The sequence below is a fragment of the Kribbella sp. NPDC023855 genome, from assembly GCF_040639475.1.
GTDB lineage: Bacteria > Actinomycetota > Actinomycetes > Propionibacteriales > Kribbellaceae > Kribbella.
On sequence record NZ_JBFAAA010000002.1, the window covers coordinates 500,988 to 515,213 of the forward strand.

14 protein-coding genes are annotated in these 14,226 nt (G+C 67.7%); 5 read left to right on the forward strand and 9 right to left on the reverse strand.

Features of this window, described 5'->3' with window-relative positions:
- Positions 1–163: 163 nt before the first annotated feature.
- The 6 genes from AB0F51_RS08080 to AB0F51_RS08105 form a co-directional block, all read right to left on the reverse strand.
- Entirely contained in the window at positions 164–1,069 is a 906-nt protein-coding gene (locus AB0F51_RS08080) for a carbohydrate ABC transporter permease (RefSeq protein ID WP_360275826.1), read from the reverse strand.
- Positions 1,062–2,006, reverse strand: a complete 945-nt coding sequence (locus AB0F51_RS08085; RefSeq protein ID WP_360275829.1) for a sugar ABC transporter permease — start codon at positions 2,004–2,006, stop codon at positions 1,062–1,064. Before AB0F51_RS08085 ends, AB0F51_RS08080 begins: the two co-directional genes overlap by 8 nt.
- Positions 2,003–3,283 carry an extracellular solute-binding protein gene (locus AB0F51_RS08090; protein WP_360275832.1) on the reverse strand — a complete coding sequence of 427 codons (1,281 nt, stop codon included), beginning with the start codon at positions 3,281–3,283 and terminating at the stop codon, positions 2,003–2,005. The genes AB0F51_RS08085 and AB0F51_RS08090 overlap by 4 nt, the downstream gene beginning before the upstream one ends.
- A 497-nt stretch (positions 3,284–3,780) precedes the next feature.
- Positions 3,781–4,908: a hypothetical protein gene (locus AB0F51_RS08095; RefSeq protein WP_360275835.1), complete on the reverse strand. Its 1,128-nt coding sequence runs from the start codon at positions 4,906–4,908 to the stop codon at positions 3,781–3,783.
- Positions 4,905–5,591, reverse strand: a complete 687-nt coding sequence (locus AB0F51_RS08100; protein ID WP_360275838.1) for a hypothetical protein — start codon at positions 5,589–5,591, stop codon at positions 4,905–4,907. The genes AB0F51_RS08095 and AB0F51_RS08100 overlap by 4 nt, the downstream gene beginning before the upstream one ends.
- Positions 5,592–5,650: 59 nt before the next feature.
- Positions 5,651–6,715 (reverse strand): LacI family DNA-binding transcriptional regulator, encoded by a 1,065-nt coding sequence (locus AB0F51_RS08105; protein ID WP_360275840.1) that lies wholly within the window; start codon positions 6,713–6,715, stop codon positions 5,651–5,653.
- A gap of 88 nt (positions 6,716–6,803) precedes the next feature.
- Here AB0F51_RS08105 and AB0F51_RS08110 point away from each other — a divergent pair, with 88 nt between their 5' ends.
- From AB0F51_RS08110 to AB0F51_RS08120, 3 genes are all read left to right on the forward strand, one after another.
- A complete protein-coding gene (locus AB0F51_RS08110) occupies positions 6,804–7,433 on the forward strand; it encodes a DUF624 domain-containing protein (protein ID WP_360275843.1) in 630 nt (209 codons plus the stop codon).
- A 57-nt stretch (positions 7,434–7,490) separates the two neighbouring features.
- The gene (locus AB0F51_RS08115) at positions 7,491–8,978 is read left to right on the forward strand and encodes a DHA2 family efflux MFS transporter permease subunit (protein WP_360275846.1); all 1,488 of its coding nucleotides are present in this window, start codon (positions 7,491–7,493) and stop codon (positions 8,976–8,978) included.
- Positions 8,979–9,225: 247 nt separating this feature from the next.
- On the forward strand, positions 9,226–11,649 hold the full coding sequence (locus AB0F51_RS08120) for a Tex family protein (RefSeq protein ID WP_360275848.1): 2,424 nt from the start codon (positions 9,226–9,228) through the stop codon (positions 11,647–11,649).
- A gap of 132 nt (positions 11,650–11,781) precedes the next feature.
- Here AB0F51_RS08120 and AB0F51_RS08125 read toward each other — a convergent pair whose 3' ends face one another.
- Both AB0F51_RS08125 and AB0F51_RS08130 read right to left on the reverse strand, forming a co-directional pair.
- Complete coding sequence (locus AB0F51_RS08125) at positions 11,782–12,057, reverse strand: heavy metal-associated domain-containing protein (protein ID WP_360275851.1); 276 nt, start codon at positions 12,055–12,057, stop codon at positions 11,782–11,784.
- Positions 12,054–12,443, reverse strand: a complete 390-nt coding sequence (locus tag AB0F51_RS08130; RefSeq protein ID WP_360275854.1) for a nuclear transport factor 2 family protein — start codon at positions 12,441–12,443, stop codon at positions 12,054–12,056. Before AB0F51_RS08130 ends, AB0F51_RS08125 begins: the two co-directional genes overlap by 4 nt.
- A gap of 61 nt (positions 12,444–12,504) precedes the next feature.
- Between AB0F51_RS08130 and AB0F51_RS08135 the strand changes: the two genes are divergently transcribed.
- Both AB0F51_RS08135 and AB0F51_RS08140 read left to right on the forward strand, forming a co-directional pair.
- The gene (locus AB0F51_RS08135) at positions 12,505–13,074 is read left to right on the forward strand and encodes a TetR/AcrR family transcriptional regulator (protein ID WP_360275857.1); all 570 of its coding nucleotides are present in this window, start codon (positions 12,505–12,507) and stop codon (positions 13,072–13,074) included.
- 108 nt (positions 13,075–13,182) lie between these two features.
- The gene (locus tag AB0F51_RS08140; protein ID WP_360275859.1) at positions 13,183–13,413 is read left to right on the forward strand and encodes a hypothetical protein; all 231 of its coding nucleotides are present in this window, start codon (positions 13,183–13,185) and stop codon (positions 13,411–13,413) included.
- Positions 13,414–13,418: 5 nt separating this feature from the next.
- Here AB0F51_RS08140 and AB0F51_RS08145 read toward each other — a convergent pair whose 3' ends face one another.
- Entirely contained in the window at positions 13,419–14,195 is a 777-nt protein-coding gene (locus tag AB0F51_RS08145; protein WP_360275862.1) for a GNAT family N-acetyltransferase, read from the reverse strand.
- Between the last annotated feature and the right edge of the window lie 31 nt (positions 14,196–14,226).

Consider the following 14,226-nt stretch of genomic DNA (forward strand, 5'->3'; position numbering starts at 1 on the left):
CGCCCCCGAGGTTGTGACGATAAAAGGTTGAGCGACCTGGTCTTGAGGGGGGCAAGTGGACGCTCCGGTGTTTCTTCGGAGGCGCTGGTGATGTGGAGGGGGCCCCAGCAGGTGCTCGCCCGGGGCGGGGTGAGCACCTGCGGAGGGGACCGTCCCCGGGCTGTCAGCCCTTGATGCCGACGTTGGCCATTCCCTCGACGAACCGCTTCTGCGCGAAGACGAACATCACGATCATCGGCAGCGTCGCGAGCGCCGTCCCCGCCATCAGATACGGCCACTGGACCTCGGCCGGGTTCTGGGCGAAGATCGCCAGCCCCAGTTGCAGCGGCCGCATCTCGTCCGACGTGGTGATCATCAGCGGCCAGAGGAACGCGTTCCAGGCAGCCTCGATCTGGAACACGCAGATGGTGATCAGGGCCGGTTTGACCAGCGGGGTCATGATCCGCCAGAAGATCCCGAACTCACCGAGGCCGTCGACCCGGGCCGCCTGCCCCAGCTCGCTCGGGACCGACACGTAGAACTGCCGGGCCAGGAACGTGAACAGCGGCGCAGCGCCGAGCGGGATGATCAGACCCCACCAGGAGTTCAGCCAGCCGATGCCGCCCTGGCCGAGGATGTTGTTGCCACCGAACAACGGGATCGACTTCACGATCAGGAACAACGGCACCAGGATGATCTGGAACGGCACCAGGAGCAGCAGGATGAAGTAGTTCAGCAGCGCCTTGGAGCCGCGGATCGGCAACTTGGCCAGCGCGTAGCCGGCCGTAGTACAGACCGCCAGCGTGAACGCCGTTTCACCGACCGCAATGAACAGGCTGTTGCGGAAGTACCGCAAGAACGGCGCTGTTTGCATCGCCTCGACGAAGTTGTGCCAGCGCAGTTCACCCGGCAGCCAGGTGAACTTGGCGATCTCCAGGTCGCTCTTGAAAGCGGTCAGCACCATCCACAGGAACGGCGTGATCATCAGGATCGCGCCGATCGTCAGTGCGACGTACAGCAGGATCCGGCCGGCCCGCAGGCCCGGTGGCTTCGACCCGACGATGGGGCCGGTCATCGTTGCGCTAGTCATTGACATCCGCCTTCTGGAGCAGGCGTCCGAGGCCGATGAAGACCGCGATCAACAGCATCATGATCACGGTTTCGGCGGACGCGAAACCGAGTCGCAGGTCCTGGAACGCGTTCTGATAGATGTCGAGCACCAGCACCATCGTCTCGGTGCCCGGACCGCCGTCCGTCATCACGTAGACCAGGTCGAAGACCTGGAAGGTGCCGACGATCGAGGTGACCAGGACGAAGAACTGCACCGGACCCAGCGCCGGCCAGGTGACGTTGACGAACCGCTGCCACCGGTTCGCGCCGTCCAGCTCGGACGACTCCAGCAGATCGCGGGAAACGCCTTGCAGGGCAGCGAGATAGATGATGATCTTCGTGCCGAGTCCCTGCCAGACGCCGACCACCATCAGCGACGGCAGCGCGGTGTCGGGGTTGGACAGCCACTGGCTCGGCGCGAAACCGAAGAGGCTGAGGAACCCGTTGGCCAAGCCGGATCCGGGGTTGTAGATCCACAGCCAGATGGTGGCGATCGCGACCGTGGCGGTCACCGTCGGCACGTAGAAGGCGGTCCGGAAGAAGCCGAGGCCGCGGATCTTCTGGTTCAGCCCGAGCGCGATCGCGAGTGAGACCGCCATCGACACGGGGATCACCACAACGGCGTACAGGACGGTGTTGACGAAGGCGGCGCGGAAGTTCGCGTCCCCGAAGAGCACCGTGTAGTTCTCGAAGCCGACCCAGGACCAGGAGTCGCCGAAGCTGTAGTCGGTGAAGCTGAGCGCGACCGCGAAGATGATCGGGATCACCAGGAAGATGCCGGAGTGCAGCAGTGCCGGCGCGAGCAGCAGCCAGCCGGCCCGGACCTGACTCCGGATCAGCTTGCGACTGTCCTTGGCCGGGGCGTCGCGGCGCGGACCGGCGACAGCGGGCGTGGGTCGTTCCAGCGTGGCGCTCATCGGGACTGTCCTGACAGGTTGGCCAGCGTCTTGGCGGGATCCTTCTGGCCGAGCACCGCCTGGGTCAGCTGGGTGTCGAAGTTGCCGCGCATCTCCAGCCAGTTCGCCGAACCGCCTTCGTAGATGGCGAGTTCGAGGCCGCTGGCAACGAACTTGCTGAGCGGGTTCGACTTCGCCTGCGGCGAGTTGGCCGCGTCCTTGTACGCCGGGATCTTCTTGTTGAGCTTGGCCATCGCGTCGACCGCCGACGGCTTGGTCAGGGACTGGATGAAGACCCAGGCCGCATCCTTGTGCCGGGCGCGGGAGCCGATCGAGGCCAGGTCGCCGCCGACGAACTGGACCTCCTTGCCGTTGTCGAACCGGAAGAACCGCAGGTCGTCGCAGTTGGCCTGGCCGATGCCCTTCTCGGAGCAGTCGACAGCGCCGCCGGTGATGCCCATCGCGGCCTCACCGGTGTACACCAGCGGCTGCTGGGCGGCATTGCGCTGGCCGTAGACCTGGACGTTGTTGATCATCGACTTGATCCACTCCAGGGTCTGGACACCCTTCTCGTTGCTGTAGTTCGGCTGGCCGTCGACGTACAGCGGGGTCCCGGTGGACGCGAGCAGAGTCGTATAGGTCTGCCGGAAGCTCGTCGGGGCGGCCAGATCGAAGCCGGCGCGCGTGATCGTGCCGTTGGCGTCCCGCTTGGTCAGCTTCTCGGCCGCGATCTTGAGCTCCGCCATGCTTTTCGGCGGCTTGTCCGGATCGAGCCCGGCCTCCTTGAAGGCACTGACTCGCAGCGCGACTGCCCGGGCGTCGGCGATCACGGGGTACGCGTAGAGCTTGTCCTCGTACGTCGCGGCCGGCACCATCGCGCCGATGCTCTTCTCCCGGATCACCTCCGGGGTGACGCCGTACGGACCGAGGTCGGCGAAGAGCCGCTTCGACGCGAAGGTCTGCACCCAGCCGACGCCGGTCACCATCACGTCGTACGGGATGCCGGCCGCGATCGAGGTGGAGATCTTCTCGTTCAGGTTGCTGTAGGTCGCGAAGTCGGGCTCGACCTTCATCTTCGGATAGGTCTTGCGGAAGTCGGCGACGACCTTGTCGAACTCCTCCCGGCCCTTGTTGCTGGGCGGGAAGGACGGGATCAGCACCCGTAACGTCCCGGCCGCCTCGGCCGGCGGGACGCCGTCCGTTGACTTGTCGATCACCCCGTTGCCACAACTGCCGGCGGCCAGGCCGACAAGCACCGCGGCCAGCACCACCACTCCACTCCGGGCACCACGTCTCACAGGGGAACTCCTTCGCTGCCGAGCGAGGTCCGGGCCCATCCTGCGACGACCAGACCACCGAGTGCAGCGAAAGTAGGAGGAAAGCCCTTTCCCGTCAAGACCCAACCGCTCGAACGATCATTTTCGATCACCATCGGAACAAATCTGATCAGAGTTCCACGAAAACTCGTGGCCTCTCGAGTCAGGCGGAATTGGGTGGTGTGCCCGGAAGAGCAGCGGATGCGGAGCGGATCGGTGTCCCGCCGGGCGGCCGCCTTCCGGCTCGCGTTGACCGCCGCGGAGCGGAGGCGGATGCGGAGCGGATGTGGAGTTCGGGGGGAGGCAGAGGTGCTCGGTGGGGGCCGGCGAAGTTCAGTTTGTGGAGGAGGGACAGCGCCCCGAGTTCTTCCGTCGGCTACCGACGTGCTCGACTCTGGGGGCTTTCGGAGCAGGCTTTGGATTTCGCCTGGGGTGGGCTCACCTCCTGCTGCCTCTCTTGGCAACGCTCCCGCCGGCGATCACTCCCCGCGCTCAGGCCCCTGCCGCTCCTGCCCAACCTGCCCGCCCCCGCGGCGAGCCCCCTGCTCCCCCGCCGCCAACGGCCGAGCCGACGACATCTGAGCCGTCCCACTCAACCCCGCCCGCATGGCGTTCTGCAGCTCACTAGACTGCGAACCGCCAGCCCTCGCCTCAACCGGCACCGCCTGCTGAGGACCGTGCTGAGACTGGTCGGAAACCTCCTGCGCTTGCTCGGGCTGTTGCTGGGTCCGCTGGGAGGCCTGCTGCTGCGGGCCGCGGGTGACCTGCTGGCCTGGTGCAGGCGCGGTCCACTGGGTCCGGATCTTGTTCATCTCGCCGGCAGCTGCCTGAACCGAGTTCGCACCGGCCTTGGCGGACTGCCGCCGGACTTGGTCGGCATCGAGGTGGTCCATGTCGCGGAGACTCGCGAAGGCCGGCCTCATCGCGGTTTCGATTCGCCGTACGGCGGCGTCCCGTTCCTGGTCGGGCACCAAACCAGCCAGATCGCTGTTGTCGTACAGGATCTCCGCGGCGACCCGGAACTTGTCCGCGGCATTCACCACGGCCAGTTGGCGCACCACCTCGGAGCTCTCGAGACCGCTCCGTCGCCCGATCGACTCGGCGAATCGCTGTGCCGCGGGCGTGAACTGCTTGTACGACGGTCTCGCCTCGGCCGTGCTGATGCCGGGGGCAATCTCTTCCAGGCCGAGATCTTCGATGTAGTCGTTGAGGTTGTTGTAGCTGTAGACCTCGGTGATGCCCTCTTCCAGCGCGCGAGTGCCGGGGATGTTCTGGAAGGCGTACTTCGCGTCGCTGTGGTCGGTTCCTTCAGCCGCGAGGAGATGAGTGTTCTCGTGCAGGACCGTCTTGATGGCTTCCCGGTACGACCGCAAGGTCTCGGGATCCTGGTTGTAAACCCGAGCGTTGGCGAACATCTCGCGCACGGGCTCGTTCACCGCGGCTTCGTTGTACTCGATCGTGTTGTCCCACTTGACCGCTCCCCGGATCTTGCGGTCGGGGTCGGCGACCGTCTGCCTGCGGTTCCACGAGGAGTGGTGGGCGCCAGAAATCCGGACCGCCGAGCGAGCCTGCTCGGCCATCAACTCCTTCTGGCTGGTGACCTTCACCTAGCTTCGGGTTCCAGGGAGGTGATCAGCATGTACAGGGACTCGTTCATCTCCAGGATGGACGCCTGCTCGGCCGGCTCGGCGGCTTCGGCGATCCGGGCGATCTCCGCCATCCCCGCTTCCAACTGAGCGATCCGCTCCGCCGGGGTCCCGTAGGCGGAGTCAGCCCTGGCGTGAACGCGGATCGCCTCCGCCATCGCCGGGGACAGCGGCTCGTCGTCGTACTCGAGAACACCCTCGAGGTCAGCGATGAGATTCTCCGCCTCTGTCCGCTCTCGCACATTTTCCAGGCTGGCCGCGAGGCCCTTCAGCCGCGCCACATCCGGCGCGAACTGTGCGGCCGGCTGACTCTCGACCGAAGCGAAAACCCGCTGGTACTCCGCTTCGAACTCTTCGTAGGTCATCGGACACTCTCGCTCAGTTGGAGGGACGTGATCAGCAGCGCGGGCGTGGGCGCGGATGGCGTTGGCCATTGCGGGAGAGAGGGGTGGCTCGTCGTCGTAGGCGAGGATGTCTTCGATGGTGGCGATCTGGTTTTCTGCGGTGCGGCGGTCGGTGGGAGATTCGATCGCGGCGGCCATCGCCTTCAGGCGGGCGACGGCGGGGGCGAACTCGGTGGCCGGCTGGGCTTCTATGGAGTCGAAGAGTTGCTGGTACTCGGCCTGGAACTGGTTGTAGTCCATCCGTGCCTCCTGGTGCTGATCCGTCGGCCCAAATCTAACCGTGGCGCGGCGGCTTCGGGTCAGGCGGAAGCGGGGGGTGTGCCGGAGGAGGAGCGGATTCGGAGGTCGGGGAGGAGGGAGAGGTGCTGGATGGGGGCGGGGGCGGAGTTGAGTTTGTGGAGGAGTAGTTCGCAGGCGGTTTCGCCGAGTAGGGGTTTGGGTGGGGAGACCGCCGTCAGGGGGACGACGGCCAGGGCGGCCGTCTCGTCGTTGTAGGCGACCACGGCCAAGTCATCGGGGATGCGGACCCCCGCCTCCAGTGCTCGTTCGGTCAGGCGGGCGGCGTGCTCGTCGGAGTGGATCAGGACGGCTCGGGCTCCGAACGCGTCGCACTCGGCCAGGAACGCGTCGTGCTGGGCCAGTGTCGCCGGGTCGGCCCCATGTGCGGGCAGCTCGGTCGTGGAGATGAACAGGTCGACGTCGAGCACCTCGGCCGCCTGCTCGATGCCCTGCCGGAGCCAGTACGCCGTGACGCTGGCGTCCAGGTTGATCCCGATCCGGCGATGCCCGAGCGAGACGAGATGGCGCAGCGCGAGCATCGCGCCGTACGCGTGATCCGTCCGGACGTGGTCGTACTCGCGCTCCACATGCGGAAACCCGAAGGCTCGCTCCATCAGCACGACCGGTACGTCGATCGCGTCCAGCGTCTTGCTGATCTCGGCCGCTCGATCGTCACCCAGCGCGGTGCTGAGCAGCAGGCCGGCCACCCCGATGCCGAGCACCTTCTCGATCCGCTCCTGCTCGACGGCCACGTCGTACCCGGAGACCCCGAGCACCAGGCGGGCGCCGTACCGGGCCGCCGTTTCCTCGGCGCCGCGGATCACGGAGGTGTAGTAGAAGGTCGAGCTCGGTACGACGATGCCGATGGTGAGCTGGCTCCCCTGGCTGCTGGGCGCGGCCGCCGGGCTGATGCCGACCGCGCCGCCGTGCACCCGGCGCAGGAGTCCGGCCGAGTCGAGCTCGCCGAGGTCGCGGCGTACTGTGATCGCGGACACGCCCAGCTCGGCCGCCAGATCGCCGACCCGCAACCTCCCGTGCCGGCGCAGGCTGCGCAGGATCTGCTCGTGGCGTTCCGATGCAAGCACGCGGGTCCTCCGGGGATTGTGATCCGGGCCTGAGTGTTTGTGATCATATGATCAAGCGCAGGCCGGCGCCGACTCCCAGGGAGCCTATGTGAGCGATAACAGTGGCCGGACCAACGCTGTCCTGTCGAAGCTGACGGTGATCGGCGACCTGCTCATGCTGCAGATCGTCTTCCTCGTCCTCAGCCTCGGCGTCGTCACGCTGTACCCGGCGGCCTTCGCGCTCCAGCGGGTCCTGCCGGACGCGCTCAGCCAGGACCATCCCCAGCTGCTGCGCCGGTTCTTCGGCCAGTTCAAGTGGGCCTTCCCGCGGTTCTGGCTGACCGGCCTGGCCCTGTACTTCGGCAGCCTCGCGCTCGCGTTCGGCCTGTTCTTCTGGGCGAACACGAACGGCCCGGTCCGGATCGTCGCGCTGGCGATCCTGATCCCGCTGACCGGGATGATCATCGGGCTCTACCTCAGCGCACTCGCCGTACTGCCCTCCGTAGCAGCGGACAGTACGCCGAAAAGCCTGTTCCGCGACGCCAACCTCTTCCTGCTGCGCCGGTCGCTGGCCGTCGCCGGCGGGGTGGTCGCGCTGCTCACCTGGTTCGCGCTGGTTTCCCAGCTGCCGACCCTGTTCGCGATCGGTTCCGGGCTGGTCCCGGCGCTGATCGGCTACTGGATCTCGCGGACCCGGACGAAGGCGCCAGAAAAAACTTCTCCGGACGTGTCAATCTGACTCCCGCTGGTTCGACGTAGAGGTGTAAGGCCCCACCGGACCAGAAGGAGAACTCAGATGCACGCGACGACCGACACCCTGGCGGAGACGCCGGCCACGCAGGGCGGCGGCCGGTCGCGCTGGCTCGCGCTCTACATCCTCTGCGCGGGCATGTTGATGATCGTGCTCGACGTGACGATCGTGAACGTGGCGCTGCCCGCCATCCAGGACGACCTCGGCTTCACCAGCGCCAGCCTCGCCTGGGTCGTGAACGCCTACCTGATCGCCTTCGGTGGCCTGCTCCTGCTGGCCGGCCGGCTCGGCGACCTGCTCGGCCGCCGGACCATCTTCGTCAGCGGCCTGCTCGTCTTCACCGTCGCCTCCGTCCTGTGCGGACTCGCGTCGTCGGCCGAGGTCCTGGTCGCGGCCCGCTTCCTGCAAGGCATCGGCGGCGCGCTGACCTCGGCCGTCATCCTCGGCATGATCGTGACGCTGTTCCCCGAACCGCGCGAGCAGGCCAAGGCGATCGGCGTCTACGCCTTCGTCGCTTCGGCCGGTGGCTCGATCGGTCTGCTCGCCGGTGGTGTGCTGACCCAGGCGATCAGCTGGCACTGGATCTTCTTCGTGAACCTGCCGATCGGCGTCGCCACCGTGGTCGTGGCCCTCAAGGTGATCGAGAAGGACAAGGGCATCGGCTTCGGCCGCGGTACCGACGTACCGGGTGCGGTGCTGATCACCTCGGCGCTGATGGTCGGCGTCTTCACCATCGTGAAGCCGGCCGCCGAGCTCGGCTGGACCGCGCCGCGGACGATCGCGCTCAGCCTGCTGACGCTGACCCTGCTGGCCTGCTTCATCGTCCGCGAGGCGACCGCCGCCAACCCGCTGGTCCCGCTGCGGATCTTCAAGTCCCGCACGCTGACCGGCGCCAACCTGATCCAGGCGCTGTCCGCCGCCGGAATGTTCGGCATCTTCTTCCTCGGCTCGCTCTACCTGCAGCGCGTTCTCGGGTACGACGCCCTGGAGATCGGCCTGGCCTTCCTGCCGACCACGGTCGTGATGGGGCTGCTGTCGGTCCGGTACTCCGAGAAGCTCGTGATGCGCTTCGGCGCCCGTCGGCCGCTGATCGGCGGACTGGTCCTGATCGCCATCGGGCTGGCGCTGTTCACCCAGGCGCCGGTCAACGGCAACTACTTCATCCACGTGATGCCGGTGCTGCTCCTGCTGGGCCTGGGCGGCGGCGTTTGCTTCCCCGCGCTGATGGGCCTGGGAATGGCCGATGTGAAGCCCGAGGACGCAGGTCTGGCCTCCGGCCTGATGGGCACCACGGCCGAGGTCGGCGCCGCACTCGGCCTGGCGGTCCTGGCCACGCTGGCCGCAACCCGCACCGAGTCCCTCGCCGAAGCCGGCAAGCCGACCCTCGACTCTCTGACCAGCGGCTACCACCTCTCCTTCGCCATCGCCGGCCTCCTGGTAGCAGCCGCCGTAGTCATCGCCTGCACCGTGATGCGCCCGACCCGCGCCACCGAGACCCAGGCCGACACCGAGGCAGTCCTCGAAGCCGCCTGACCAGTACTACGACCGCGACGCGCCCGGCCAAACCGCCGGGCGCGTCCGCATGCGCAGCACCGCGGTTCCTCACCTCACCACCGCCCGTCGGCATGCCGGCGGGCGGTGCGTAGTACTGGAATCGGGGTGGTTGTCCACAGGGTGGGGGCGGCGGTCGTCTTCTGTCCGGGGGATAGGGAAGGATGTGCGATGCGGCGAGCGGGGCAGAATGCTCGTCTGTCATCGGATGTAGAGGGGATGCGGGACAGTGGCATTGCAGTCGGTCGAGCAGAGGATCGCGGACGAGCTGGAAGTCGGTGTGAACCAGGTGCGGGCAGCCGTCGGGCTGCTGGACGAGGGCTCAACGGTTCCGTTCATCGCGCGGTACCGCAAGGAGGTCACCGGCGAGCTCGACGACGCTCAGCTGCGCACCCTCGAGGAGCGCCTGCGGTACCTGCGTGAGCTTGAAGAGCGGCGGCAGACCGTGCTCGAGTCGATCGAGAGCCAGGGCAAGCTGGACGACGCGCTGAAGGCGTCGATCCTCGCCGCGGAGACCAAGTCGCGGCTGGAGGACATCTACCTGCCGTTCAAGCCGAAGCGCCGGACCAAGGCGATGATCGCCCGCGAGGCCGGGCTGGAGCCGCTCGCCGACGGGCTGCTGTCCGACCCGAGCGTGCCGCCGCTGGCCGCCGCGACGTTGTTCGTGAACGACCAGGTGGCCGACCCGCAGGCCGCGCTGGACGGCGCCCGCGCGATCTTGGTCGAGCGGTTCGCCGAGGACGCCGACCTGATCGGCGAGCTGCGCGAGCGGCTGTGGACCCGCGGCCGGCTGGCGTCGAAGGTGCGCGAGGGCAAGGAGACCGAGGGCGCGAAGTTCTCGGACTACTTCGACTTCGACGAGCCGTTCACGAAGATGCCGTCGCACCGGATCCTGGCGATGTTCCGCGGCGAGAAGGAAGAGGTGCTGTCGCTGACCGTCGAGCCCGAGCCGGCCGGCGTCGAGGCACCGGAGGGTCCGACGGAGTACGAGGCAACCATCGCCCGCAAGGTCGGCGTGGAGAACAAGGGCCGTCCGGCCGACCAGTGGCTGATCGAGACGGTCCGCTGGGCCTGGCGGACGAAGATCCTGGTGCACCTGGGCATCGACCTGCGCACGCGGCTGCGGCAGTCCGCCGAGGACGAGGCGGTCCGCGTCTTCGCGGCGAACCTGCGCGACCTGCTGCTCGCGGCCCCCGCGGGCACCCGCGCCACGATGGGACTCGACCCGGGCTTCCGGACCGGTGTGAAGGTGGCCGTCGTCGACGCGACCGGCAAGGTGGTGTCGACCGGCGTGATCTACCCGCACGTCCCGCAGAACCAGTGGGACCGGTCGATCGCGACCCTGGCCGCGCTGGCCGCCGCACACAAGGTCGACTTGATTGCCATCGGCAACGGTACGGCCTCCCGCGAGACGGACAAGCTGGCCGCCGAGCTGATCGCCAAGCACCCGGAGCTGAAGCTGACCAAGGCGGTCGTGTCGGAGGCGGGCGCATCGGTGTACTCCGCGTCCGCGTTCGCCTCGGCCGAGCTGCCCGGGATGGACGTCTCGCTGCGTGGCGCCGTCTCGATCGCGCGCCGGCTGCAGGACCCGCTGGCCGAGCTGGTGAAGATCGACCCGAAGTCGATCGGCGTCGGGCAGTACCAGCACGATCTGCCGGAGAGCTCGCTGTCCAGGTCGCTGGACGCGGTCGTCGAAGACTGTGTGAACGCGGTCGGCGTCGACCTCAACACCGCCTCCGCGCCGCTGCTGACCCGCGTCTCCGGTATCACCCCCGGGCTCGCGGAGAACATCGTCATCCACCGCGACCAGAACGGCCCGTTCAAGTCGCGGACCGCCTTGAAGGAGGTGCCGCGGCTCGGCCCGAAGGCGTTCGAGCAGGCGGCCGGCTTCCTCCGCATCCCCGATGGCGCGGACCCGCTGGACTCGTCCAGCGTGCACCCGGAGGCGTACCCGGTGGTGCGGCGCATCCTCGACTCCACCAAGACCGACCTGAAGTCGCTGATCGGCTCGCCACTGCTGAAGAAGCTGAACGCAGCGGACTACGTCGACGACATGTTCGGTCTGCCGACGGTGACCGACATCCTGGCCGAGCTGGAGAAGCCCGGCCGTGACCCGCGGCCTGCCTTCAAGACCGCGACCTTCGCCGAGGGCGTCGACAAGATCGGCGACCTCAAGCCGGGGATGCGGCTGGAGGGTCAGGTCACCAACGTGGCGGCCTTCGGAGCGTTCATCGACATCGGCGTCCACCAGGACGGTCTGGCGCACGTGTCGGCCCTGTCGAAGAACTACGTGAAGGACCCCCGCGAGGTGGTCAAGCCCGGCGACATCGTCAAGGTCAAGGTCCTCGAGGTCGACATCCCCCGCCAGCGCATCTCCCTGACTCTGCGCCTCGACGACGAACCAGGCGCCCCCACCTCCGGCGGCCGCCCCGGCGAAGGCCGCTCGGCCCGCAGCGGCGCCCCTGGCGGTTCCGGCGGTTCGGGCGGCCGCGGGCCTGGTGGCGGTCGCGGTCCCGGTGGCGGAGGTCGCGGCCCCGGCGGCGGCCAAGGTCGCGGCCGACAGGGCGCCTCCACCCCACCGGCCAAGGAAGTCCCCATGGACGAAGGCTCCCTAGCCGACGCCTTCCGCAAGGCCGGCTTCACCGTCCGCTAACCCACTTCCACCCAGCACCTCCCGCCGACCCGGCTCGGTGGGTCAGAGCTTCGGGTACTACGCCGGGCCAGCGCCTCCGCTGGCCCGGCTCCACGATTCGGTGACTCTCGTACTACACCCGGCCGGTAGCCCTCAGGGTTGCCGGCCGGATCCGTTGGTCGGCTTCGCGGGGCCGGACGAGGCTCGCGTCTTGCCTTCCGGGTGATCCGCCAGTTCGTAGCCGGCTTCTTCTAATGCTGTTTGTATTTGCGGCAAGCCGAGCTCCTTTTCGCTTGTCAGCGTGACGGTTCCGGCTGACAGATCCACAGCTACTGCGGTCACCCCGGGCAGGCGCTCAAGTCCTTCGGTTACGAAGGTGACGCAGTGGCCGCAGGTCATCCCGAGCACCTGGAATTCCTGGCTCGTCATCCTGCGACTGCTTCCGGGGTGACGTCGCGGGTCAGCTGTGTGGACCGCCGGAGACGGCCGTCCGGCGTCAGCTCTCCGAACAGGTAGACCTCGGTCGAGACCATCCGCCCCTTCCGCAGTTGAGCATGGATAGTGAACCGCGCGGCCAGCTTCTCCCGCTCCAGCAACGCCTCGTGCACCTCATAGCGCCAGCTGACAAGGTTCTTCCGTACAGGCCGCAGATGAGCGATCAGCTTGTCGCGGTCGATCTCGATGCCATCGGCGACCTGCAGCACGTCGGCCGCGTAGTACCGGTCGACGACCTCAGCCGGCTCGTCCGCCGCCAGCATCTCGCTGGTGAACGAGTTGTAGAACTCCTCGACAAACCTCTCGGCTGTCCGGCTCATCACCCCTCCTCTTACCTCTTACAGTCTGTCAAAGATAACCACGTCCGCTAACCTTGACAAGGTGACAGAGATAAATCAGCCAGCCGGTCGACCCACCCGCCGACGCCGAGCGGACGCCGACCGCAGCCGGACGGCGACCCTGCAGGCCGCGATCTCCGTCCTGGCCGAAAACCCAGAGGCGAGCGTCGAGAACATCGCGACAGCCGCCGGTGTCACCCGGCAAACCGTCTACGCGCACTTCCCCTCGCGCGACGCGTTGCTGATCGCGGTCGCGGACCACCTCACGACCGAACTCCTGGCGGAGTACGAACAACTGGACCTGGAGACCGGTACGGCGATGGACGCGCTGCTGCTCCTCATCGACACCGGCCAAACCTTCTTCGAGCGACACCCGGTGCAGCTCTACCCGGCGGCCGCGAGCGGCGATCCACAACGCCACCAGCCGATCAACGACCTGCTGACCAAGACGATCCGCCGCGGCCAACGCAACGGCGAGTTCACCAAAGCCCTCCCCGCGACCTGGCTGGCCGACGCCACCATCGCCCTCTCCCACACCGCAGCCAACCTCGCACCCCGCAAGTCCACGCCCACCTTGCACACCACCCTCCGCCGTCTCCTCCTCACCGAGTAGCCCCGTCCGGCACCCCACCCAGCGCGGGATCGCAATTCGGTCGCCTGACGGGAGGCCGCGGAGTAAGTTGCGCCTGGGCCAGGCGACGTCGCCGACAGCGGAGGATCGATGATGGACGACCTGCAGATCAGGGCGATGCTCGACGAGGACCCGGCCGTCATGGGCGCCGCGTATGCGCGCCTGGGCTGGGGGAAGATCCGCCGTACGACCATGGCGCTGCGCCGCGGCTACCTGCCGGACGGCCGCGGTCTGATGTACGCCTGGCGGCCGGTGCCGCCAGGCGAAACAGTGCGCCTGGACGACAGCGCGACGCTGATGTTCACCAAGACATTGAGGTAGTGGGGCTAGCGCAGGTCGGAGAGGTGGCCGCCGGGGTCGCCGAGATGTACTGCGTTTGCTTTGGGTTCGAAGCCGATGCGGCGGTAGACGCGGTCGGCGCCGTCGTCGCCGGGGGTCAGCCAGGCGAGGGTTGCTCCGCCGAGCTCGAAGGCTTGCTGCGTCGCGTACGCCGTTGCGATTGCGCCGAGACCCTGTCGGCGGTGGGAGTGCACCGTCCCCACACCAGCCACCTCGGTCACGCCATCCGCAACTGCCGTCCACACGGCGGAAGCAACCGGTACGCCGTCCTTGCGGATCAGCACGCTGGCCCCGTCGACCGGGTCCGGCTTGAAGGGCGTCGCCATGCCTTCGATCTCATACGCGTCAGCGGCGACCGCGTCCACCAGCGCTTGCTCTTCAGGTGAGGTGACAACCGACGCGGTGACGCCCGCCGGCAGGTCGGGCACCTTGAGGTCCGCGGGTTCGACCACCAGCAGGGGCGGACGCGAGACGATCGTCATACCGTTCGCCGCCAGTACCTCGGCCAGGCCGGGGCTGGCTTCCTCGATCAGCTCCACGCTCAGCCAGCGACCCTCCGCTGCGAAGGCTTTCCGGATCGTTTCCAGCGCCCAGGGCACTTCTTCGGGGTCGAACGGCGCCCCCGGCTCGGCGGCGACGCCGCAGGACAGGTACCAGACGTCCTCGTCGTGCAGCATCCCGGCGAGCGGCCCTGCCACGACCTGTCGCCTCGTCCTGGTCAGGCCCTGCAATTGAGCGGATGCGATCCGCGCAGCAATTTCCACCCCTCGACCCTAACCGGGCCGGCCACCCAAG